General features: G+C 62.7%; 19 protein-coding genes. 13 read left to right on the top strand and 6 right to left on the bottom strand.

Annotation, left to right across the window (positions count from 1 at the left end):
* The first annotated feature begins 84 nt into the window (after positions 1-84).
* From HHL22_RS03525 to hisIE, 9 genes are all read left to right on the top strand, one after another.
* Positions 85-750, top strand: coding sequence for an alpha/beta hydrolase (locus HHL22_RS03525; RefSeq protein WP_169529577.1), 666 nt, complete (start codon positions 85-87; stop codon positions 748-750).
* Positions 751-1,239: 489 nt separating this feature from the next.
* Positions 1,240-2,091 (top strand): ATP phosphoribosyltransferase, encoded by an 852-nt coding sequence (gene hisG / locus HHL22_RS03530; RefSeq protein ID WP_169529578.1) that lies wholly within the window; start codon positions 1,240-1,242, stop codon positions 2,089-2,091.
* A gap of 113 nt (positions 2,092-2,204) precedes the next feature.
* A complete protein-coding gene (gene hisD, locus HHL22_RS03535; RefSeq protein WP_169529579.1) occupies positions 2,205-3,521 on the top strand; it encodes a histidinol dehydrogenase in 1,317 nt (438 codons plus the stop codon).
* A 133-nt stretch (positions 3,522-3,654) separates the two neighbouring features.
* Positions 3,655-4,704 (top strand): histidinol-phosphate transaminase, encoded by a 1,050-nt coding sequence (gene hisC / locus HHL22_RS03540; RefSeq protein WP_169529580.1) that lies wholly within the window; start codon positions 3,655-3,657, stop codon positions 4,702-4,704.
* A 78-nt stretch (positions 4,705-4,782) separates the two neighbouring features.
* Positions 4,783-5,886 carry a bifunctional histidinol-phosphatase/imidazoleglycerol-phosphate dehydratase HisB gene (gene hisB, locus HHL22_RS03545; RefSeq protein WP_169529581.1) on the top strand — a complete coding sequence of 368 codons (1,104 nt, stop codon included), beginning with the start codon at positions 4,783-4,785 and terminating at the stop codon, positions 5,884-5,886.
* Between the two features lie 63 nt (positions 5,887-5,949).
* Positions 5,950-6,633 carry an imidazole glycerol phosphate synthase subunit HisH gene (locus HHL22_RS03550; protein ID WP_169529582.1) on the top strand — a complete coding sequence of 228 codons (684 nt, stop codon included), beginning with the start codon at positions 5,950-5,952 and terminating at the stop codon, positions 6,631-6,633.
* Positions 6,634-6,656: 23 nt separating this feature from the next.
* Positions 6,657-7,379, top strand: coding sequence for a 1-(5-phosphoribosyl)-5-[(5-phosphoribosylamino)methylideneamino]imidazole-4-carboxamide isomerase (locus tag HHL22_RS03555; RefSeq protein ID WP_169529583.1), 723 nt, complete (start codon positions 6,657-6,659; stop codon positions 7,377-7,379).
* Between the two features lie 159 nt (positions 7,380-7,538).
* Complete coding sequence (gene hisF / locus HHL22_RS03560; protein ID WP_169529584.1) at positions 7,539-8,360, top strand: imidazole glycerol phosphate synthase subunit HisF; 822 nt, start codon at positions 7,539-7,541, stop codon at positions 8,358-8,360.
* Positions 8,361-8,558: 198 nt separating this feature from the next.
* Positions 8,559-9,245 carry a bifunctional phosphoribosyl-AMP cyclohydrolase/phosphoribosyl-ATP diphosphatase HisIE gene (hisIE, locus tag HHL22_RS03565; protein ID WP_169529585.1) on the top strand — a complete coding sequence of 229 codons (687 nt, stop codon included), beginning with the start codon at positions 8,559-8,561 and terminating at the stop codon, positions 9,243-9,245.
* Between the two features lie 136 nt (positions 9,246-9,381).
* On the opposite strand, the gene HHL22_RS03570 is transcribed toward hisIE, so the two are convergent.
* Positions 9,382-10,461, bottom strand: a complete 1,080-nt coding sequence (locus HHL22_RS03570; RefSeq protein ID WP_169529586.1) for a hypothetical protein — start codon at positions 10,459-10,461, stop codon at positions 9,382-9,384.
* Between the two features lie 174 nt (positions 10,462-10,635).
* Between HHL22_RS03570 and HHL22_RS03575 the strand changes: the two genes are divergently transcribed.
* On the top strand, positions 10,636-11,439 hold the full coding sequence (locus tag HHL22_RS03575) for a HipA family kinase (protein WP_169529587.1): 804 nt from the start codon (positions 10,636-10,638) through the stop codon (positions 11,437-11,439).
* Positions 11,414-11,812: a DUF3037 domain-containing protein gene (locus HHL22_RS03580; RefSeq protein WP_394354441.1), complete on the top strand. Its 399-nt coding sequence runs from the start codon at positions 11,414-11,416 to the stop codon at positions 11,810-11,812. Before HHL22_RS03575 ends, HHL22_RS03580 begins: the two co-directional genes overlap by 26 nt.
* Before the next feature lie 254 nt (positions 11,813-12,066).
* On the opposite strand, the gene HHL22_RS03585 is transcribed toward HHL22_RS03580, so the two are convergent.
* The 4 genes from HHL22_RS03585 to HHL22_RS03600 form a co-directional block, all read right to left on the bottom strand.
* Positions 12,067-13,272: a tetratricopeptide repeat protein gene (locus HHL22_RS03585; RefSeq protein WP_169529588.1), complete on the bottom strand. Its 1,206-nt coding sequence runs from the start codon at positions 13,270-13,272 to the stop codon at positions 12,067-12,069.
* A 198-nt stretch (positions 13,273-13,470) separates the two neighbouring features.
* On the bottom strand, positions 13,471-16,104 hold the full coding sequence (gene gyrA, locus HHL22_RS03590; protein WP_169529589.1) for a DNA gyrase subunit A: 2,634 nt from the start codon (positions 16,102-16,104) through the stop codon (positions 13,471-13,473).
* A gap of 389 nt (positions 16,105-16,493) precedes the next feature.
* Complete coding sequence (locus tag HHL22_RS03595; protein WP_169529590.1) at positions 16,494-16,751, bottom strand: hypothetical protein; 258 nt, start codon at positions 16,749-16,751, stop codon at positions 16,494-16,496.
* A 116-nt stretch (positions 16,752-16,867) separates the two neighbouring features.
* Positions 16,868-17,560 carry an HD domain-containing protein gene (locus HHL22_RS03600; RefSeq protein WP_169529591.1) on the bottom strand — a complete coding sequence of 231 codons (693 nt, stop codon included), beginning with the start codon at positions 17,558-17,560 and terminating at the stop codon, positions 16,868-16,870.
* A 144-nt stretch (positions 17,561-17,704) separates the two neighbouring features.
* On the opposite strand from HHL22_RS03600, the gene HHL22_RS03605 reads away from it, so the two are divergent.
* Together HHL22_RS03605 and HHL22_RS03610 are read left to right on the top strand one after the other, a co-directional pair.
* Positions 17,705-18,697, top strand: a complete 993-nt coding sequence (locus HHL22_RS03605; protein ID WP_169529592.1) for an NAD(P)H-dependent glycerol-3-phosphate dehydrogenase — start codon at positions 17,705-17,707, stop codon at positions 18,695-18,697.
* A 50-nt stretch (positions 18,698-18,747) separates the two neighbouring features.
* A complete protein-coding gene (locus HHL22_RS03610) occupies positions 18,748-19,248 on the top strand; it encodes an HAD domain-containing protein (protein ID WP_169529593.1) in 501 nt (166 codons plus the stop codon).
* Positions 19,249-19,886: 638 nt separating this feature from the next.
* On the opposite strand, the gene HHL22_RS03615 is transcribed toward HHL22_RS03610, so the two are convergent.
* Positions 19,887-21,683 carry a hypothetical protein gene (locus HHL22_RS03615; RefSeq protein ID WP_169529594.1) on the bottom strand — a complete coding sequence of 599 codons (1,797 nt, stop codon included), beginning with the start codon at positions 21,681-21,683 and terminating at the stop codon, positions 19,887-19,889.
* Between the last annotated feature and the right edge of the window lie 99 nt (positions 21,684-21,782).

Consider the following 21,782-nt stretch of genomic DNA (forward strand, 5'->3'; position numbering starts at 1 on the left):
GTTGAGTTCTTGCCTCAGGGGGCGCTGTACTTTGCTTTGCCGCTAAGTTGCGCTGACAGCTTGCTGCCCTATCAGCTTTCCTCTATGAAACGCCTGCTTTTGCTGCACGGCTACACCGAAAGCAGCGCAACCTTCGCCCCGTTGCGGCCGCTACTGCCGCCCGGGTTGCCGGTGGTGGCAATGGAGCTGGCCGAGGCCCTGGCCGACTGGCGCCCCCTAGGGCCGGTGAACGTAGCCAGCGCCGCGCGGCGCCTGGCCGCGTACTACCGTGTAACGGCGCACGACGTGGTGCTGGGCCACTCGATGGGCGGCTGGCTGGCGGCCTACCTCAAGCAAGAAACTGGCTGCACTGCCGTGCTGCTAAGCGGCTTCACCCACCAAAACCGCATTATCTCGCGGCTGCGGGGCCTAGGGGTGCTGCGGCTGGTGGTGCAGGCGGGCCTGCTGCAAAGCCGCTGGCTCAACGCCCGTTTCAAGCGCCGCTACCCCTTCGCCGAGTCGCGCGCCCTCTACGGCCAGCTGCTCGACGATACTCGGCGGCTGAGCCGCGCCTACCTCTACCAGCAGCTGCAAATCCTGTTCGCGCCCGCCCCGCCGCTCACCGCCCGGCCCGACCTGCGCCTGCACGCCCGCCACGACCACATCATTCTGCCGCCCACCGAGTTCTACGTCGAGATTGCCGGTGACCACTTCGGGCACTATTTCTACCCGCAGCAGGTGCTGGCCGCCATCCGCCCGCTGCTGGGCTAGGGGGCCCAGGGGCGGGCGGAGAATCTTTTGCGCACGTTCCGTTGTCATTTGCGCTGAAGTAAAGAGGTGGTCGAATCTCCCCCGCACTTCTGAAGCCCCAGACTATTCCTAGCAGTTTTGGGGCTTCCTCATTTTAACGCGAACCGCTGTAGGTCGCCGGGGCTAACCCCAACGTGCCCGCCAACTAAGTTGGCGGGTTTACGTTTCGCGGCCTACCTTTGCCCCGCAATGATGCTTTTCGCCCGCCTTTCTGCGCCCGCGCTCGCCGCCGCCCACCTGGTCCCCCTGGGGGGGCGGGTTGCCGCCGTGCATCATCACCACCACCGCTAGGAGGCCGGGCCACCGGGCTGGAGGCTACGCCGTAGCCGAGGCCAGCCGCCCGCGTCTCCACCGCCGCCCCGTTTTTCCGTTTGGGTTTTTTAGGTTGGCCCGCCTGGGGCCGCTTCGCCGCCGGATGATGCCCTAGGGCCGTCCGCACGTTACTTATTCATGCTTCGCATCGCCATCCAAAAGTCCGGCCGCCTATCGGACGACTCGCTGCAACTCATCCGGGAGTGCGGCATTAGCTTCGTTTCCTCGTCCTACAAGCTCAAGGTCGAGGCCAGCAACTTCCCCCTCGAAATCCTCTACCTGCGCGACGACGACATTCCGGGCTACGTGCAGGACGGGGTGGCCGACGTGGGCATCGTGGGCCAGAACGTGCTGGTAGAGGCCGGCGGCGCCCAGCTCGAAGTGGAGCCCCTGGGCTTCAGCAAGTGCCGGCTGAGCCTTGCCGTGCCGCGCGGGGCCGAGTACAACTCGGTGGCCGACCTGCAGGGTAAGAACATTGCCACCTCGTACCCGCGGCTGCTGGGCGACTACCTGGCCGGCCAGGGCGTGCAGGCGCACCTGCACACCATCTCGGGCTCGGTGGAAATTGCGCCCAGCATTGGGCTGGCCGAGGCTATCTGCGACATCGTGAGCAGCGGTTCGACCCTACTCGGCAACGGCCTGCGCGAGGTCGAAACCATCTTCCGCTCCGAGGCCGTGCTCATCGCCGCCCCCCGCCTGAGCGCCGAGAAGCAGCAGCTGCTCGACCAACTGCGCTTCCGGATGCAGGCCGTGCGCCGGGCCCAGCGCTCAAAGTACATCGTGCTCAACGCCCCGGCCTCGGCCCTGGAAGCGGTGAAGGCCTTGCTGCCGGGCATCAAGTCGCCCACCGTGACGCCCCTGGCCGAGGAAGGCTGGGTGTCGGTGCAGTCGGTGGTGCAGGAAGACCAGTTCTGGCATATTGCCGGCGAGCTGCAAGCCATCGGCGCCGAAGGCATCCTGGTGATGCCCATTGAAAAACGGATATCCTAAGCTGTTAGCCTTTAGCTGCTAGCTGTTAGCTTTTTCCTGCCAGGAAAAAGCGACGGGGGCGGTTTCAAAAAAAGCTAACAGCTACTAGCCAGCAGCCAATAGTCAAAATAGAGATGCAAATCTTCCGTACCCCCGCGCCGGCCCAGTGGCCCGGCTTGCAGCAGCGTCCGCAGGCCGAGCAGAACGCCCAGGTGCTGGCCCGCGCCGCCGCCATCTTCGACGACGTAACCCAGCGCGGCGACGTGGCCCTGCGCCAGTACGCCGCCCAGCTCGACGGCGTGCCCGACCTGGGCGCGCTGCGGGTGAGCGCCGAAGAGCTGGCCGCCGGGGCCGCCCAGGTGCCGCCCGCCTTGCAAGCCGCCATTCGCCAGGCCATCCAGAATATTACCACTTTTCACGCCGCCCAGCGCCCGCCGGCCGTGGAGGCCGAGGTCGAAACTATGCCCGGCGTTCGCTGCTGGCGGCGTAGCGTGCCGGTGCCGCGCGTGGGCCTGTACGTGCCGGGCGGGTCGGCCCCGCTCTTTAGCACGCTGCTCATGCTGGGTATTCCGGCCCAGCTGGCGGGCTGCCGCCAGATTGTGCTGTGCACGCCGCCCGGCCGCGGCACGGGGCAGGTGGCGCCGGTCATCTTGTTCGCCGCCCAGGCCCTAGGGCTCAGCACCATCATCAAGGCCGGGGGGGCGCAGGCCGTGGCCGCGCTCACGGTAGGCACGGCCTCGGTGCCGGCCGTAGACAAAATCTTCGGGCCTGGCAACCGCTACGTGACGGCGGCCAAGCAGCTGGCGGCCCAGCGCGGGGTGGCCATCGACATGCCCGCCGGCCCGAGCGAGGTGCTGGTAATTGCCGATGCCAGCGCCAACCCGGCCTTCGTGGCGGCCGACTTGCTCTCGCAGGCCGAGCACGGCCCCGACTCGCAGGTGGTGCTGCTCACGGACGCGGAGGAAGTGCTGAGCGGGGTACTGACAGAGCTGGACCGCCAGCTGCCGCTGCTACCTAGGGCCGACGTGGCCCGCCAGGCCCTGGCTGAGAGCCGCGCCATCCTGCTGCCCGACGTGGCCGCGATGCTGGACTTCAGCAACCAGTACGCGCCCGAGCACCTCATCCTGGCTGTGGCCGACCCAGAAGCGCTGGCCGCCGATATTTATAACGCGGGTTCGGTATTCATGGGCCACCTCACGCCCGAAGCCGTGGGCGACTACGCCTCGGGCACCAACCACACGCTGCCCACCGGCGGCTACGCCCGCAGCTACAGCGGCGTGTCGCTTGACTCATTCTACAAAAAAATCACCTTCCAGCAGCTCTCGCCGGCCGGCCTCACCGCCCTGGCCCCAGTGGTAGAGGCTATGGCCGAAGCCGAGGGCCTAGGCGCCCACGCCCACGCCGTAGCCCTGCGCCGCGAAGCCCTGGCCGCCCCGCCGGCGGCCCACTAACCATGCCATTGCTATCCATGCAGCCAATAGCTAGCAACTAGTAACTAGTTGCTAGCCCAGGCCCACTCGCGTAGCCAGCCCCGCGCAGCGGGGCGTAGCCGCGCAATCCGTTCAATCCGTTAAATCTGCGGTCATGTTTGACTTAGCTTCCTTGATTCGGCCCAACGTGCGGGCCATGAAGCCCTACTCGTCGGCCCGCGACGAGTTTCAGGGCGAGGCCCGGGTGATGCTCGACGCCAACGAGAACAGCCTGGGCAGCGCCGGCCCCGCCGAGTATAACCGCTACCCCGACCCGCACCAGCGCGCCGTGAAAGCCGCCCTGGCCCCGCTCAAGGGGGTGGCCCCGGCGCAGATTTTCCTCAGCAACGGCTCGGACGAGGTGATTGACCTGCTGGTGCGCCTGGTGGCCCGGCCGGGGCAGGACCGCATCCTGAGCACACCGCCCACCTTCGGCATGTACGAGGTGGCCGCCGCCCTCAACGACGTGGAGCTAGAGCGCGTGCCGCTCGATGCGGACTACCAACTCAGCGCCGAGGCCGTGCGGCAAATCGTTGCCTCGGACGCCAAAATTGCCTTTTTGTGCTCGCCCAACAACCCCACTGGCAACGCCCTGCGCCCGGCCGACGTGGAGGCGGTACTGCGCGGCTTCCGGGGCTTGGTGGTGGTAGACGAAGCCTACGGCGACTTTGCCGAGCAGCCGAGCTGGCTAACGCGCCTCGGCGAGTTCGAGAACCTGGTGGTGCTGCAAACCTTCTCCAAGGCCTGGGGCCTGGCGGGCATCCGCCTGGGGATGGCCTTCGCCTCGGCCGAGCTGATTGCCTACTTAAGCCGCATCAAGATGCCCTACAACGTGTCGGAAAATACCCAGCGCCTGGCCCTAGGGGCCCTGGCCGATACCAGCCGCTTCGAGGCCCTGCGCCAAGAGCTGCTACAAGGCCGCACCTGGCTGCGGCAGACCCTGGGGGAGCTGCCCATTGTGGACCACATTTTCCCCTCCGACGCCAACTTCCTGCTCACCCGCTTCCAACCCGATGCGGGCGCCGTCTACCAGCATTTGCTTGGCCAGGGCATTGTGGTGCGCCGCCCCAGCCAGGCGGCCTGCGCCGGCACGCTCCGCCTCACGGTGGGCACCCCGGCCGAGAACGAAGCGTTGGTAGCCGCGCTGCGCACGTTTACTAAGTAAGAGCCTTCACCGCACCCTGCTACCCACGCCAGCGGCGGAGTAATCCAGGCCGCGAAGTCCGCTAAATTAGTTAAATCCGTGATGAAAGTTCTCTTTATTGACCGCGACGGCACCATCCTCATTGAGCCGCCCACCGATTACCAGATTGATGCCTGGGACAAATTTGATTTTGTACCCGGCGCCATTACGGCCCTGGCCCAGCTGGCGCGCGACGGCGAGTACGAGCTGGTGCTGGTGACCAACCAGGACGGGCTGGGCACGAGCAGCTTCCCCGAGGCAACCTTCTGGCCCTACCAGCAGAAGATGCTCGACATTCTGAAAGGGGAGGGGGTCGAGTTCAAGGAGATTCTCATCGACCGCAGCTTTGCCCACGACCCAGCCCCGACCCGCAAGCCGGGCACGGGCCTGCTCACGCGCTACCTTGACCCGGCCGGTGGCTACGACCTAACCCACAGCTACGTCATCGGCGACCGGCTGACCGACGTGCAACTGGCCCAGAACCTGGGCTGCCAGGCCATTTTGCTGCACGCCGAGGCCGACGCGCGCGCCGCCCTCAGCACCACCGACTGGGCCCAGGTGTACGAGCATCTGCGCCGGCCCCCGCGCAAGGCCCACGTGATGCGCAACACCAACGAGACGCGTATCGAGATTATTCTCAACCTCGACGGCACCGGCCACACCGACTGCCAGACCGGCCTGGGGTTTTTCGACCACATGCTCGACCAGCTAGGCAAGCACAGTGGCTGTGACCTTTACGTGCGCACCCATGGCGACCTGCACATCGACGAGCACCACACGGTGGAGGATACGGCCATCGCCATTGGCGCCGCTTACAACGAGGCCCTAGGGGATAAGCGCGGCGTAAACCGCTACGGCTTTTTGCTGCCCATGGATGATGCGCTGGCCCAGGCGGCCATCGATTTCTCGGGTCGCCCCTGGCTGGTGTGGGCCGCCGATTTTCGGCGCGAGCGGGTGGGAGATGTACCCACCGAGTTGTTTTACCACTTTTGGAAAAGCTTCTCCGACGCCGCGCGCTGCAACCTTAACATCAAGTGTGAGGGCGACAACGAACACCACAAAATTGAGGCGATTTTCAAGGCCGTGGCCAAGTCCATCAAGCAGGCTGTGCACCGCGACCCCGCCGGGCAGGCCGTTATCCCGAGCACCAAGGGCATTTTGTAGATTTCTCAAATGGATAAATCTACAAAATGTCCTGTTAGCTCATATTTAACATTTGAATAAATAATGGAAATTGCCGTCATCGATTACCAGGGAGGCAACGTGCAATCGCTGCTCTTTGCCTTGGAGCGGCTCGGCATTAGCTCGGCCACGCTCACGGCTGACCCCGCCCGAATTCGCGCCGCCGACCGGGTGTTATTCCCTGGGGAAGGGGAGGCCAGTTCGGCCATGCGCTCGTTGCGGGCCGCGGGACTCGACCAGCTATTACCCACTCTGACGCAGCCTTTTCTGGGTATCTGCCTGGGCATGCAGCTGCTGGGCCGCCACAGTGCGGAAGGTCCAGCGGGCGGCACCGAGCTACTGGGAATACTTCCTTTCGACGTGCAGCGCTTTGTGCCGCAAGATGTTACGCAGAAAGTGCCGCACATGGGCTGGAACAACCTGCACGACGTGCGTACGCCGTTGTTTGCGGGCCTAGGCAGCCCAGCGCACCTAAGCTCCCCGCTGGCCGCCAACCAGGGGCTAACCCCCGCGCTCGGGCTGCCCGCTACCGACTACGTGTACTTCGTGCACAGCTACTACGCGCCGGTGGGCGAGTATACCATTGCCCAGGCCAGCTACCCCGCTGGGGTGCCGTTTAGCGCCGGGGTGCGCCACCGTAATTTCTACGGGGTGCAGTTTCACGTGGAGAAGAGCGGGCCGGTGGGCGAGCATATTCTGCGCAATTTTCTAATGGAGGCGGTTTACTAAGGCGCTATTCTTTCTTTATCCAAATGGATATAATTCCAGCTATCGATTTAATTAATGGTGCCTGCGTGCGCCTAACGGGCGGAGATTTTGCCCGCCAAACCACCTATGCAGCCGACCCGCTGGCGCAGGCGCAGTACTTCGAGCAGCTGGGCGCAACTCACCTGCACCTGGTAGATTTGGATGGGGCCAGGGCCCGCGAGCCGCGCCAACTGCCGGTGTTGGAGCGCCTGGCCCGTCACACTAGCCTGCACATCGACTTTGGGGGCGGAATTCAAACGACGGCGGCCGCCGAGGCGGCCTTCGCAGCGGGCGCGGCGCAGCTGACAGCCGGCAGCATTGCCGCCCGCGAGCCGGCGCTGGTGGGGGAGTGGCTAGCCCGGTTCGGGGCGGCGCGCATCATTATTGGGGCCGATTTTAAGGGGGACTACGTGGCCGTAAGTGCCTGGACGGAGCAGAGCACCCAGCGCCTACCTGACTTTGTCGCCGCTTACCTGGCGGCCGGGGCTACTACATTTATTTGCACGGATGTGAGCCGCGACGGCCAGCTGCGGGGCCCGGCCATTGCCACGTACGCCAGCCTGCGGCAAGACTACCCCGCGGCGCAGCTGGTGGCCAGCGGCGGCGTCACGACGGTGGCCGACGTGGCGGCGTTGCGGCAACTGGGCATGAGCGGGGCCATTATTGGCAAAGCGCTCTACGAGGGAACCATTACGGAGCACGAGTTGCGGGCCGAGCTGCACCCCTAGGGCTTGTTGGCTGCCCACTTATTGCTGGTGCTCCTTCTGCTTATGCGTATCCCAATAACAACTGTAGTCTTCGACGTAGACGACCCCACTCCTGGCTGCTATTATGCCCGGCTATCTTATCCGTCTATCAGCCCTAGACTCTAGATTACCCTCACTCTTATGCTAACTAAACGCCTTATTGCTTGCCTCGACGTGCAGAATGGCCGCACGGTGAAGGGCACCAACTTCGTGAACCTGCGCGACGCGGGCGACCCCGTGGCCCTGGCCGCCCGCTATGCCCAGGAAGGCATCGATGAGCTGGTGCTGCTTGATATCACGGCTACCGTTGAAAAGCGCCGTACCCTGCTGGAGCTGGTGCGTAGCGTGGCCCGCGAGGTCAATATTCCCTTCACGGTGGGTGGGGGTATTGGGGCCGTGGCCGACGTGGAGGACTTGCTGCTCAGCGGCGCCGATAAGGTTAGCCTCAACTCGTCGGTGCTGCGTGCCCCCGGCCTGATTGATGAGCTTGCCCGGCGCTTCGGTAGCCAGGCCATCGTGGTGGCAGTTGATGCGCGCCACGCGCTTACCCAACCCCCTAACCTAACTACTACCCCGGTTACCATCCCCGACGTGGGGGCACCCGCCGAAGCCTGGGATGTGTTCACGCACGGGGGGCGCCATCCCGCTGGGCGTGAGGCCGTGGCGTGGTGCCGGGAAGCCGCCGAGCGAGGGGCGGGGGAAATTCTGCTGACGAGTATGAGCCACGACGGCACCCGCGATGGGTACGCTCTTGGCTTGACTAGGGCGGTAGCCGCTGCCGTGGGGGTGCCGGTTATCGCGTCGGGGGGGGCCGGGTCTGCGGTCCATTTTCGTGACGTGCTGCAGCCCGGCGGGGCCGACGCGGCTCTAGCGGCCAGTGTGTTTCATTTTGGCGACCTTACGGTAGCGCGTCTCAAGGATTACTTGCTGGCCGAGGGCATTGCCATGCGCCCGGCTCGGTAGCTCCTAGTAGCTGCTGCTTGCCTGCTGCGGTGCCTTGGGTGTATTGCCGGTAGGGAAGCGGGGAAAGGTTCCGGTCCGGGCTACCACTTACCGTTTGCTGCTTAAGCTTTATCCTCACTGCTAGTCGGCAGTGCAAGCTTGTTCGTAATAGTTTATTTTCTCTGTTTATTACTTTATTCCGGCTGCTCCGTCTACGCCATGATTTTGAACTTCGCTAAAATGCCCGACCAGCTTGTCCCTGCTATTGTGCAGGATGCCGCTACCGGGCAAGTGCTTATGCTGGGGTACTTTAATGCCGAAGCCTGGCAATTGACGCAGCAGCAAGGGCGCGTCACCTTTTTCTCGCGCTCTAAACAGCGTCTCTGGACCAAGGGTGAGACCAGCGGTCACTACTTGGAGGTAGTGAGCCTACACCTCGATTGCGACCAGGATACGGTGCTGGTACTAGCGCACCCCCACGGCCCAACTTGCCACCGGGGCACCACCAGCTGCTTCGAGCCCTTGGCTGGTGCCGACACGGTGGATGCTCAGGGTGTACCCGCTGCCGCCTGGCCAGCTCCTGCCGTGGGTTTCCTGGCCGAGCTAGACCGTTTAATAGAGCAGCGGCGTCAACATCCCGAAGCAGAGCCCGGCTCTTATACCGTCCGGCTATTCGAAAAAGGTCTCGCCCGCATAGCGCAAAAAGTAGGGGAGGAGGCCGTGGAAACCGTCATTGACGCCATGGCGGGTAATCGTGCCGGCTTGGCCGGGGAAGCTGCCGACCTTGTTTACCACTTGCTAGTACTGCTGCGCATCAGCGGCTCTTCGCTAGCCGAGTTGCTGGTAGTGCTGCGGCAGCGCCACCAGCGCATCCGTGCTGGGGAACGCCGCCCCCTGCCAGAATAACGTGTATAGTCAAGTAGTAAGAGCTAGTTTTAAAGCAGTTCTTATTACCTGATTATACTTAACATAATTAATAAATAACCAAATAGGAGTCTAGTAGTCAGGTGATTATGCCCTAGGTCAAAATTGAAAGGGAGGCTTACTGATTACGTTTTAGCTGGCGTTCAATTTTATCTAATAACGCACGCACTAGCAGTAAATCGTCCGCATCCGATACCTCGAGCGTTGTTTCTAAGCCTGGGCCAGTTAGCTGCAAGCGAAAGAGTAGCTTCTCGGACTCGGTGGCCGAGCTAAGTGGCATTGGCTCTGTGCTGCTAGCAGGTTTGGTAATAGGCTTAGCTCGGTCTGTTGGAGTACCAGGCTGGGTTACTGCGGACGTGCTAGTGGTAGCTGATGCGAGGTCCGTTTGGTTAGCTGTAGCTGTTGAGCTAGGCGGATGGTTGGCGTTAGCCCCTAGCCCAAATAAATGGGCAATAGCATCCGTTGTTTCAACTGGGGCAGGGCGACTGGCTGGTAGCGGTAAATTTCCTCGGGTTAGTGGAGCGTTGGTGGCGGCTGTAGTCGCTTGTATTACTGCTCTTGGTTTAGCTATTTCCGTAGGTATTTCTTCACGGAGTAGTGAGTTACCGGCTGCATTATCACTTGTTTCATCGTTTTCCTTGGTATTGCTTGCTGCTTGGCGGAAATTGTTAGTTGTGGGCTGTGGGCTAGCTATTTCTCGCCGTGGCGGCTGTTGGGCGGCTAAATGGTCGACATCAGCCATTATGTTGTGCTCATCTAATAGCCCCACCATGCGTGCCCCGTCAGTAAATGCTTTGGCTACCCCTTGAGCGTTTATTTCTTCCACTCCAAATTCCCGAATCAGGAGTACGTCAAGCATAGCTACGGGTAGTTCGCGGGAGCGAAACTTGCGGCAGAGCTGCATAAATAGTGGCGGTGTTAGGAAGGCCTCCCGGTGAAACAGCAGTTCCTCTTGCTTGTCATATGCGTGTTTTATTCGCCTGAATAAGGTGGTTGTGGTAAGAATCTCTCGTTTACTGGTTAGTAACCCGAACTTGACTGCTGAGCCGACAATAGCTTTAAATGAGCCGCTTACCTTGCGGTTAAGCTTGCGAGCACAAGTTTCTAGGGCACTCTTGCCACCGGTGTCGTCAACTACTTCGGCCACTTCCCAGGCTCCAGGGTAGCTAGTTCGGGGGTAGTCAATTAGCTTTGGCATAAAAAATAGGTATTAGGTGGTGGGTAGTAACGGCATACTGATAACAAATATAGGGTTAGTTTATAACAAGTACTATAAAGTATAAAAAAGTAATAAATAATATTATATTTTTGTACTTTTTTATACTTTATAGTACTTGTTGGTAAGTATAACCCACTAACGTATTATATACTCATGCATCCTACTTCCCCTTTTACCATCCGTACCGTTGATGTATCACGGTACATATTACCACTCCGGGAGGGCGGCTCCTTGCCAGCTTTAGTAGAAGCATCTGATGGCTTCTACTATGTCTTGAAGTTTAGGGGAGCCGGCCAGGGTATAAACGTGCTGGTAGCCGAGTTACTGGTAGGGGAGGTGGCTCGGGCGTTGGGCTTACGCGTGCCGGAGCTTGTCTTCTGTGAATTAGCGGAAGCCTTCGGTCGCACTGAGCCAGATGAGGAGATTCAAGACTTGCTCCGGGCAAGTACCGGCTTGAATCTGGGGCTGCACTTTTTACGCGGCGCCAACACCTTTGACCCTTTAGTTACTAAAGTCTCTGCGGAAGAAGCTTCCTTGGTAGTCTGGCTCGATTGCTTTACCCTGAACGTGGACCGCACCGCCCGCAATACCAACTTACTGGTGTGGCACCAGGAATTGTGGCTTATCGACCACGGCGCCGCGCTCTACGTGCACCACACCGGCCCCGACTGGGCTAGCAGTTCGAAGCCGCGCGTTTTTCCGCAGGTGCGCGACCACGTGCTCTTGCCTTGGGCCAGCGAGCTAGCCGCCGCCGACACCCTGGCCCACCAGCGCCTAACGCCCCCGGTACTACAGCGGATTGTTGACCTGCTGCCGGATGACTGGCTGGAAAAAGCCGATGCCACCCGCCCGCCCGCTGCGCAACGGCAAGCGTACTACCACTTTTTGAGCGCCCGCCTGGCGGCCTCCGCTACTTTTGTTGCCGAAGCTAATGCTGCCCGCCGTGCACTTATTTGAATACGCTACCCTGCGGCTGGTACCCCGCCTTGAGCGGGAAGAATTTGTGAACGCTGGCGTTATCTTGTATTGCCGCGACCAACGCTTCCTAGGGTGTCGCTGGCTGCTACCCACGGAACGCCTGGTGGCGCTGGCCGGAGCAACTGGCCTTGACTTACCACTAGCGGAACTACAAGCCCGGCTGCAGGCAATTGAGCGCATCTGCACCGGCGGCCCGGCGGCCGGGCCCATTGGCCAGTTCGGAACTGCCGAGCGCTTTCGCTGGCTAACGGCCCAGCGCAGCACCAGCCTGCAGGCGTCACCCGTGCATCCGGGCTTATGTGCTGATGCACTCGTCACGCTCGAAAAACTTTTCGCCCAACTCGTCCTATAACTATAAGCTATTGCTATAACAAGTTGTCGTCACCCTGCGACAAAGCAGCTTTAATGGAAATGGAAAATGTAACAAGTGTTGAGCCAAAAACTATTATGCAAAAGCAAGCTAACTATTTGTCTTATAATTTATATTATGTTAAATAAGAATTTTAAAGAATGTTAAAGCTTGTTGATTTCGCTTTACTACTCCTTCCCTAGCCTAGGATACCCTGCTAATAAAAAGCCCCGGCTATTAGACCGGGGCTTTTTATGTTACTTCTTCAGCGCGGCTTGGCGTTCTTCCATGCGCTTGGCGTCGGCCGGCCGGTTGAGGCGAGCGTAGACTTTCTGCAGCGCGTACAGGGAGCTTTGGTCATTGGGATTAATTTCCAATGCTTTCTCGAAGTACGGCACCGAAGCTTCGAAGTACTTCTTCGCCTCGGCCTCAATCGGCTTGCCTTTGGTCTGATACGTTTTCAAGTCCATTTTACTGGCTTTAGTGAACAGCGTGGCAGCCTGATTGTAGTTATAGGTACCTAGGTTATACAAGGCATCGAAGTTCTTCGGGTCCAGGTCTACGGCCTTCTTGTAGTCGGCCATCGCAAGGTCGGTTTTCTTTTGCTTGTCGTAAATCCCCCCCCGCACGGCGTACAGGTTGGAATTATTGGGGTCGGCCAGAATCGCCTTGTTGATTTTATCAATGGCCCCGCTGCCGCCATCCGACCCGCTACCCATCGACTGGTTCAGGTCCTGAATGAGGAAGGTTTTGTTATTGGGGTACGCAGCCAGGGCCTGCTGCAGGACTTTCTTCATGTCCGCGTCGTCTTTGGTTTGCTGGTCAATCTGCAGCAAACGCGTGTAGACGGGTACCGACTTATAGCCCATGCCCAGCAGCTGATTGTAGGTAGCTTTAGCAGCAGTTGGGTCTTGCTTGGCTTCCTGGGCGTAGGCCGTGTACAGCACCGCCGTCGTATCGGTGGGCATCAGCTGCGAGGCCAACTGGTAGCTGGCAATGGCCTTGTCAAAGTCCTGCGGGTTTTCCTTGCCACTGTTGTAGAACTTCACCCCGTCATTGAAGGCCAACCCGTAGAGGTTCTTTAGGCGGTCGGGCACCTGCTTGCCGTACTCCCCAGTAGGGCCATCCAGTTCCAAGGCTTTCTTATACGACTCCGCCGCTTTCTGCAGGGCCTCCCCGGGCTTCATGCCGGCCGTCGACTTGCTGTACAGCGCCTGAGTGCTGGGGTCGAGCACCGTGTAGTACACCTCGCCGCGCGTAAACCAGGCCTTGGCGCTCCCCTTAGTTTTTTCGTTCTCAACCGCCTGGTTGATGCTGGTTACGGCTTTATCGTACTGGCTCGGCCCGGCTTTTAAGCTTAGGATAGCATTATTAACGGCCGAATTCTGGGCTTGGACCGACGTACTCAGGCCGAGGCCAAGGGTCAGGGCACCCGCTGCCAGCTTCAGAAAGGAATGTTTCATTGGGAGGGAAAAGTTGGAATAAAGACAGCGCAAAGCTACACGCCGGGCGCTAACCACTATTATGCCATTTTCTACGCAAGCACTGGTAAGCTGGTTTAAAGTCAAAAAAAGACCGGGCCCGCTGCGCGGGCCCGGTCTTTTCAGTTACAGCTAAGCCTAGGCGGCCAAGCCAAGGGGCCGGCCCTTACCAGCGGCTGGTTACTCTTCCTGGTCGCCGTCGGTCGCTGCGTCAACCGCGTCGTCTTCCAGCTCCAGGTCCGCAGCAGTGGCGTCGGCGGTCCGCGCCTCAGCCGCCGGCTGGCTTACCCCTAGGGCCTGGTCCGCGTCGAAGAGGCCCGCGTCGGTAGCTAGCGCGAGTTCCGGCTGCTCGGCATCCACCACCTCGGCGGCGGCTACTTTAGCCACCGACGAGATTTCGTCGCCGCTGGCTACTTTAAACAGCCGCACCCCCTGAGTGGCCCGGCCGATAGTGCGCAGCTCACCCATACTCAGGCGAATCGTGAGGCCCGAGCGGTTGATTATCATCAGGTCGTCGGCGTCCGTCACGGCCTGGATGCTCACTAGCTGGCCGGTCTTGTCGGTTATCTGCATGGCTTTCACGCCCTTGCCCCCGCGGTTGGTGATGCGGTACTCCTCGAGCGCCGAGCGCTTGCCGTAGCCGTTTTCGCTCACCACCAGCAACTCCTGACTGTTGTCGGCAATGCACACCATGCCCACCACCCGGTCGCCGGCGGCCGCTTCCTCACTCAGGCTGATGCCACGCACCCCGGCCGCCGTGCGGCCCATGGGGCGCACCTTGTCTTCGGGAAAGCGCACGGCCCGGCCCGAGCGCGAGGCCAGCACCACTTCCGAGTTGCCGCTCAGCAGCTGCACGTCCAGCAGGCGGTCGCCCTCGTTGATGGTAATGGCGTTGATGCCCGCCGCCCTAGGGCGCGAGTAGGCCTCCAAAGGGGTTTTCTTCACCGTGCCCTGCTCGGTGCAGAACATGAGGAAGGTATTCTCCAGGTAGTCGGCCGAGCGCAGGTTGCGCACGTTGAGCACGGCCCGCACGGCGTCTTCCTTGGGCTTGTCGATGAGGTTTTGCAGCGGGGTGCCCTTGCTGGTCTTGGCCGTTTCGGGCACCTCGTAGGCTCGTAGCCAGAACATGCGGCCCTGCTCGGTGAAGATGAGCAGGTACTCGTGGGTGGTGGCCACAAACAGGTGCTCCGTGAAGTCGTCCTGCTTCGAGCCGGCGCCGCGGGCCCCCACCCCACCCCGCCCCTGGGTGCGGTACTCGTCGAGGCTGGTGCGCTTGATGTAGCCCTCGTGGCTGACGGTAATGACCATCGCCTCGTCGGCAATCATATCCTCGAGCGAGAAGTCGCCGCCCGCGTGGTTGATTTCCGTGCGGCGCTCGTCGCCGTAGCGGTCACGCATTTCCAGCAGCTCGCTCTTGATGAGGGCGCGCTGCTCGGCCGGCGAGGCCAGGATGGCGTTCAGGCGGTCGATGAGGCGCATCAAGTCCTCGTACTCGGCCACCAGCTTGTCGCGCTCCAGGCCGGTGAGGCGCTGCAGGCGCATGTCCAGAATGGCGCGGGCCTGCACCTCGCTCAGCGCGAAGCGCTCAATGAGGCCTAGGCGGGCTACCTCCGGGTCACGCGACTCGCGGATGAGCTTGATAACCTCGTCGAGGTGGTCGAGGGCAATGAGCAAGCCTTCCAGGATGTGGGCCCGCTTCTGGGCCTCGGCCAGCTCGAAGCGGGTGCGGCGCACAATCACGTCCTCGCGGTGCTCCACGAAGTACTTGATGAGGTCGTGGAGGTTGAGCGTCTGCGGGCGGCCCTTCACCAGGGCCACGTTGTTGACGCCGAACGAAGATTGCAGCTGGGTGTACTTGAACAGGTTGTTGAGCACGACCGTGTTCAGGGCGTCGCGCTTCAGCTCGTACACGATGCGCATGCCGTCGCGGTCGCTTTCGTCGCGCAGAGCGGCAATGCCCTCAATCTTCTTGTCGTTGATGAGCGCAGCCGTTTTCTCAATCATCGAAGCCTTGTTCACCTGGTAGGGAATCTCGGTCACGATAATCTGCTCCTTGCCGCTGGGCAGGGTTTCGAAGTGGTGCTTGGCGCGCAGCACAATGCGGCCCCGGCCGGTTTCGAAGGCCTGGCGCACCCCCTCGGAGCCGTAAATTATGCCGCCGGTGGGGAAGTCGGGTGCTGAAATATACTCCATCAGCTCCGGGATGGTAATCTGCTCGTTGTCGAGGTAGGCCACGATACCGTTCACCACTTCCGTTAGGTTGTGAGGCGCCATGTTAGTGGCCATACCCACGGCAATGCCGCTGGTACCGTTCACCAGCAGGTTGGGGAACTTGGCGGGCAGCACGCTGGGCTCCTCCAGCGAGTCGTCGAAGTTGGGCTGGAAATCAACCGTGTCCTTGTCGAGGTCGCCCAGCAGCTCGTCGGCAATGCGCTTGAGGCGGGCCTCGGTGTAGCGCATGGCGGCCGGCGAGTCGCCGTCCACCGAACCGAAGTTACCCTGACCGTCCACCAGCGGGTAGCGCAGGCTCCAGTCCTGGGCCATGCGCACCATGGTATCATATACCGAGCTATCGCCGTGGGGGTGGTACTTACCCAGCACCTCCCCCACGATACGGGCCGATTTCTTGTGGCTTTTGGTATAGGAGACGCCCAGCTCGCTCATGCCGTAGAGCACGCGCCGGTGCACGGGCTTGAGGCCGTCGCGCACGTCGGGCAGGGCCCTGGAGATGATAACCGACATCGAGTAATCGATGTAAGCCCCGCGCATCTCGTCTTCAATATTAATAGGAATGATTTTTTCGCCTTCGGCCATGGTAGTTAGCGGTTCGCTGGCAGCGGTTAACTGCCAGCTCGTGGGGTAAAAGAAGGCATGAAGCAGGCGGGGCGGCCCGGCAAGCCACCCGAAGTCAGCGCCCTAGGGTATACGAACTACCGCCAGCTGCCAAGCTCCGCAACTGCTTAATGCGCGCGCAAGTTACGGCAAAAAACCCACTTTTCCTAGCTTCTAGCCAACTCTCGACCCCCTATCGTCACCCCCACGACAAAAGCGACTGCCTCTCCCCTAGCCCCCTTAAACGAGCTTTTTTAGTGATAAGCTCACCCGGCAAGGAATTACCTAGCGCCCCACCCCCCTCTGGTGGAGGCAGCGGTACTAGACCGACACCCAAACCCGGCGGACCCACTTGCCTGGATGCTTGCCACCTACTTCAGCGGCTTACTGTGGTCGCTGTCCTTGCGCTTGTTGTCGCCCTCGCGGTTTACCCTAATGCGCTCGCCAATGGCGGGGTACTGCATCCGCCAAATGGGCCGGGCGCGGTACTTCACCCCGTTGTGGTAGTGCGCCTTACGGATGTGGCACGAGTCCATGGGGCACGTGCGGCAAGCCCCCAGCAGCAGGGCCAGCAGCGGCACCAGAAACAACGGCCGCCGGTTGGCCGCCCAAAACGCGCGCATTATCATGGCGTAAAGATAAGCTGGCTACGGTTGGCCGCGGCTAGCTACCGGCCTGGGCAACGCCCACCGGGGGGGCCTAGGGCCAGCAGCTCCGCTACGGGTGGCAAGGGCGGCCGCCTGGCCTAGACCGGCTCTATTTTACCCTGACCAAGCAGCGTGGCCACGTCCGCGCTGTCCCACTCGGCCAGAAACTGAGCCACGAAGACTTCCATAAACTGGTGGCGCTGCTGGGCCAGCTGGCGGGCGGCGGGCGTGTGCAGGCGGTCCTTAAGGTGCAACAGCTTCTCGTAGAAATGGTTGATGGTGGGCGCGGTGCTTTGCTTATAGTGTTCGAAGTCCTGGTGCGAAACGGGGGGCGTGGCGGGGTCGTGCAGGGGGCGGTCCCGGTGGCCGCCGTAGGCAAAGGCCCGGCCCACCCCGATGGCCCCGATGGCGTCGAGCCGGTCGGCGTCCTGCACCACGGCCGCCTCGGGGCTGCTCACGGGCGTTGCCACCCCTAGGCCCTTAAAGCTGACTTCGCGAATCACCTGCTCGACGCGGGCGATGGTGGCCTCGGGCACTTGCTGGCTAGTTAGCCAGGCGCGGGCAGCGCGGGGCCCCGCCTCGTAGTCACCGCCGTGAAACTTCCAGTCGGCAATGTCGTGCAGCAGCGCCGCCAGCTCCACTACCTCTGGGTCGGTGCCGGGGGTTTGGGCCCCGAGGGCCCGCGCCACCTGCCACACCCGCCGGATGTGGGGCCAGTCGTGGCCCGAGCCCTCGGCCTGAAATTTCTCTTCTACAAAAGCGGCCGTGGCGGCGATAACGGGGGAACTCATGCAACAGGGCAAAAAGGGAGCAGTAGGCGCCCGGCTGGCCGGGATGACGGGCGCGGGTGGCGCAAAGATGCACCTTTCCCTTCTAGCTTGCGGGCTGAATTCCCCTTGCCTTGTGCCGGGCCCCCTAGGGCCCGGTTTGCTTCTATGGAAAAAATCGCCATGCTGGGCGGCGGCTCCTGGGCCACGGCCCTCACCAAAATCCTGTCCGAAAACGGCAACCGCGTGGACTGGTGGCTGCGCGCCAAAGACGACGTGCAGCACCTGCTGCGCACCGGCCACAACCCGCGCTACCTCTCCAGCATTCTCTTCGACCGCCAGCTGGTGTTTCCCACCACTGACCTCTCGGACGCCGTAGCCGAGGCCGACTGGCTGGTGCTGGCCGTGCCGGCCGCCTTCGTGCAGCCCGTGCTCGACAAGTTGGGACGCGACGCGCTGCGCCACAAGGCGGGGGTGGTTTCGGCCATCAAGGGCATGATTCCCACCCGCAATGTGCTCGTGACCGACTACGTGCAGGAGCGCTTCCGCCTACCGGCCGCCAAGCTCGGCGTGATTGCCGGGCCCTGCCACGCCGAGGAAGTAGCTCTGGAAAAGCAGAGCTACCTCACCATCGGCTCGCCCGAGGCTGGGCTGGCCCGCGGCTTCTGCGAGCTGCTGCGCTGCCGCTACGTGCAGGCCCACCCCGCCCAGGACCTCGACGGCATTGAGTACTGCGCCGTGATGAAGAACATCATCGCTCTCACGGGCGGCATCGCCCACGGCCTGGGCTACGGCGACAACTTCCTGGCCGTGCTGGTGAGCAACGCCGTGCAGGAAATCGGGCGCTTCCTGCGGGCCATCTCGCCCCAGCCGCGCGATTTGTCGGCCTCGGCCTACCTGGGCGACTTGCTGGTGACGGCCTACTCGCAGTTTTCGCGCAACAGAACCTTCGGGAGCATGATTGGCCGGGGCTACTCCGTCAAGTCGGCCCAGTTGGAAATGAACATGGTGGCCGAGGGCTACTACGCCGTGAAATCCATCCACGAGCTAAACCGCCAGCTCAAGGTCAACATGCCCATTACCACGGCGGCCTACAATATCCTCTACGAGCGCATTGCCCCCGCCGTGGAGCTGGAGATACTCAAGGAGAAGCTGCGGTGAGGAGACGCTCACCGCAAGCAACTATGTGAGCAGCCGCACCTACGTAACGCATGGTTATTCTACTTGATTTAGACGGGGTTTTAATTACTACGCCGTCTTGGCGAGCAGTAGAAAGCGAACCTGATGGTTTCTTTCGGTTTAATGCGCAGGCCACTGCCAACCTGACTACTATCCTCGCCGCTACCAACGCCGCCGTAGTTCTGACGACTTCGCACCGTATCAACTTCTCATTGTCGCAATGGACTGCCTTTTTTAATACGCGGGGTCTAGTTCCTGCTGCCATTACCAAGGTGAATGACCAAACAACGTTACCCGCGCCGGGCTCGCGCGCCAGTGAGATTACCGCGTGGGTAGCGCGGCCTGGCAACCCGACTAACTATGTGGTTCTCGATGACGACCCTTCCCTACACGGTTTGCCATTAGCTATTAAAAACCGCTGCGTTTTTACAAAACCTTTAATTGGCTTAGATACCGTCGCTACTCAACAGGTACTACATATTTTGCGCAGTAGTGCTCCCCCCTTGTCCCAATGTAGCAGTTTATCTGGTTAGAGGTAAAAGGGTGGCGCTTACCCCCACCCTTCTCGAAGCCTGGCGATTAGACGCAAGGATGCGTCTCTACACCCAGCCGTACACTGACTCTGAAAGCACTGTAGTTTCTCAGGCTGCGTTTTCCGTTCGCCCCCTTTAGTAGTGCCCTATGCCCACCTGGCTGCCCCTAGCCCTGCTCACAGCCCTGTGCCTGGCGGGGTATAATTTCTTTATCAAGCTCGCGGCCCAGCACCGGCCGTGGGCGCCGTGGTGCTGCAGCTAGTGGCGGCGACCTTGGGGGCCCTGTGGCTGCTGCGCCTCCGGCTGCAGGGGTAGCCGCTGCCCGTTACCGGCCGGGGCCTGGGGCTGGCGGCCCTGGCCGGGCTGGCCGTGGGCCTGGCCGAGCTACTAACCTTTGCCGTGTTCCGGCGCGGGGTGCCGGCCGCCGTGGGCACCCCCATTATCGTGGGCGGCTCGGTCTTGCTCACGGCCGGGCTGGGCTGGTAGTACTGCGCGAAAGCCTGACGCTCACCCAGGCGGCCGGCCTGGGGCTGGTAGTAGCCGGCATTGCGCTGCTGGCGCGGGGGCACTAGCCCCTAGGGTAGGTCAGTGCCACCTTTTTAGCCCTAAGCAAGTGCCAGAAGAAGGCAGTAAGCTACCTAGGGCCGGTGGGTGGCTACGGGCAGGATAAACACGCGCTGCCCGGCCTGAAAAAGCAGGGGCGCGCCGGGGGCCTGGGGCAAGTAAGGCAGCGCCTGCACCTCCCCCACCGGGCCGGGTCGCCCGACGGGCAGCGGCGCCGCTACCTCCACCAGCGGCAGCCGGGGCTGGCCGGCGGCCAGCGCGTAGTGGTGCCACACCAGCAGCCAGCCACCCGGCAGCACCCAGATGCGGCGCAGCGGCTCCCCCCGCAGCCAAGCGTAGGCCTGGCGCAGGGCCGCCGCCTCCGCCCGGCGCTCGGCGAGGATGCGCTGCTCGCGGTAGAGGCGGTAGCCCCCGTAGAGCAGCACCAGGCTGGCCGCCAGCGGCAGCGCCCCCCGGCGGCCCGCGCAGAGTAGTTTCCACCTCGCCATAAGGGGTGCCCCGTGCAGCCACGCCGCCTGGCCCAGCAGCGCCAGCAGCAGGAAAAAGGCCAGCAGCACCGCCAGCAGCGTGCGCGCCGGCGGGTACACGTGCTGCAGTAAAGCTAGCGGCAGCCACCCTACCAGCTGCCCGTACAGCAGCCAGCCCAGCTGCCGGCTGGGCACGGGCAGCCGCCGGGCAAGCCAGAGCCCTAGGGGCGTCCCCAGGGTCAAAGCCAGCCAGGCCAGCGCGCTCCAGCCCGGCCGGCCCAGCAGCTCGGTAGCCGTGCCGGTGAGGAAGGGGCCGATGGTAGCCCAGTAGCGCGGGCCCGGCGTGTGGGCCACGTAGGGGTTGGCCAGCAGCGCCGGCCAGCCCGACACCGCCCCCACGGGCGCGTAGAGCAGCGCCGCCCCCACGCCCACCACCGCGCTGGCCCCGGCCAGGTGCAGCAGCCGCCAGCGCCGACGCCGGTCGGCCTGGCTGGCCAGGGCTCCCAGCAAGCCCGCGCCCAGGGCCGCCACTACGTAGAGGTGACTGGGCACGGCGTAGAGCCCGGCCAGGGCACTGCCGCAAAACACCGCCCACGCCAGCCGCCGCTGCGGGCCCGCTACCGACCTAGACGCGGGTGCCGCCAGCACTAGCGCCGCCCCCAGCCCCGCCCAGGTTGCCAGCAGGGCCCAGGCGTAGCCGCGCCCGGCCACGGCGTAAAACACCGGCAGCGGCGACAGCCAAAACAGCCCCAGCCCCAGCAGCACTGCCGCCGGGCGCAGGTAGCGCAGCAGCCCGGCCGCTACCAGCGGCAGCGCCAGCAGCCCCCCTAGGGTGGGCAGCAGGCGCAAAGCCAGCGCCGGCGCGGCCTGGGGCAGCGCACCGTGCACCGCCCCGGCCAGCAGATTGGCCAGCAGGTGGTTGTTGGGGTAGGCGTACACGCTGGCCGTGACGGCCGGGCCGGGCAGCACGCTGTAGTCGTAGGAGGCCAGCTCGTCCAGGTTGAGCGGGTACCACCCGGCGTAGTAGAGGCGGGCCAGCGCCACTACCCCTAGCAGGCCGCCCAGCCAGGCGCGCGCACCAAGCGCGAGCTGCCGCCACGGCTGCCACAGCGCCCGCCAGCTGGCCCGCAGCGCCCGGCGCACGCCCCGCCGCGGTGCGGGCCGGGCGCTGCGGGCCAGGATTAGGAATAGCCCAGCTGCCAGGGCCACCCCGCCCAGCCCCAGGCGCAAAGCCAGCAGCCGCGGCGGCGCCAGGGCCAACGGCGCCAGCGGGCGACTCGGGCCGGTGGCCAGCTCGGCCAGGCGCTGCGCCAGGTGCCCGTAGGTGGTTAGGCTGAAAAGCAGCCCCAGGGCACCGGCCAGTGCCAGCGCCAGCCACGCCCCCAGCCGGCCAATGAAACGCATACGAATGGTTGAGAATACCCTAGGAACGCCCGCCGGGCGCCGGGCCGCGGGTGAGCATAAGAGATAAGAGAAGCGAAAGCAAGCTGCCTGGCCGCCGAA

Source organism: Hymenobacter polaris, assembly GCF_012927305.1.
GTDB lineage: Bacteria > Bacteroidota > Bacteroidia > Cytophagales > Hymenobacteraceae > Hymenobacter > Hymenobacter polaris.

Coding starts and splice junctions, on each gene's coding strand:
- HHL22_RS03615 (WP_169529594.1), bottom strand. CDS start 21,683: ATGCGTTTCATTGGCCGGCTGGGGGCGTGGCTGGCGCTGGCACTGGCC.
- HHL22_RS03595 (WP_169529590.1), bottom strand. CDS start 16,751: ATGATAATGCGCGCGTTTTGGGCGGCCAACCGGCGGCCGTTGTTTCTG.
- hisF (WP_169529584.1), top strand. CDS start 7,539: ATGCTAACTAAACGCCTTATTGCTTGCCTCGACGTGCAGAATGGCCGC.
- hisD (WP_169529579.1), top strand. CDS start 2,205: ATGCAAATCTTCCGTACCCCCGCGCCGGCCCAGTGGCCCGGCTTGCAG.
- HHL22_RS03570 (WP_169529586.1), bottom strand. CDS start 10,461: ATGCCAAAGCTAATTGACTACCCCCGAACTAGCTACCCTGGAGCCTGG.
- HHL22_RS03605 (WP_169529592.1), top strand. CDS start 17,705: ATGGAAAAAATCGCCATGCTGGGCGGCGGCTCCTGGGCCACGGCCCTC.
- HHL22_RS03610 (WP_169529593.1), top strand. CDS start 18,748: ATGGTTATTCTACTTGATTTAGACGGGGTTTTAATTACTACGCCGTCT.
- HHL22_RS03525 (WP_169529577.1), top strand. CDS start 85: ATGAAACGCCTGCTTTTGCTGCACGGCTACACCGAAAGCAGCGCAACC.
- hisG (WP_169529578.1), top strand. CDS start 1,240: ATGCTTCGCATCGCCATCCAAAAGTCCGGCCGCCTATCGGACGACTCG.
- hisIE (WP_169529585.1), top strand. CDS start 8,559: ATGATTTTGAACTTCGCTAAAATGCCCGACCAGCTTGTCCCTGCTATT.
- hisC (WP_169529580.1), top strand. CDS start 3,655: ATGTTTGACTTAGCTTCCTTGATTCGGCCCAACGTGCGGGCCATGAAG.
- gyrA (WP_169529589.1), bottom strand. CDS start 16,104: ATGGCCGAAGGCGAAAAAATCATTCCTATTAATATTGAAGACGAGATG.
- HHL22_RS03585 (WP_169529588.1), bottom strand. CDS start 13,272: ATGAAACATTCCTTTCTGAAGCTGGCAGCGGGTGCCCTGACCCTTGGC.
- HHL22_RS03600 (WP_169529591.1), bottom strand. CDS start 17,560: ATGAGTTCCCCCGTTATCGCCGCCACGGCCGCTTTTGTAGAAGAGAAA.
- HHL22_RS03550 (WP_169529582.1), top strand. CDS start 5,950: ATGGAAATTGCCGTCATCGATTACCAGGGAGGCAACGTGCAATCGCTG.
- HHL22_RS03555 (WP_169529583.1), top strand. CDS start 6,657: ATGGATATAATTCCAGCTATCGATTTAATTAATGGTGCCTGCGTGCGC.
- HHL22_RS03575 (WP_169529587.1), top strand. CDS start 10,636: ATGCATCCTACTTCCCCTTTTACCATCCGTACCGTTGATGTATCACGG.
- HHL22_RS03580 (WP_394354441.1), top strand. CDS start 11,414: ATGCTGCCCGCCGTGCACTTATTTGAATACGCTACCCTGCGGCTGGTA.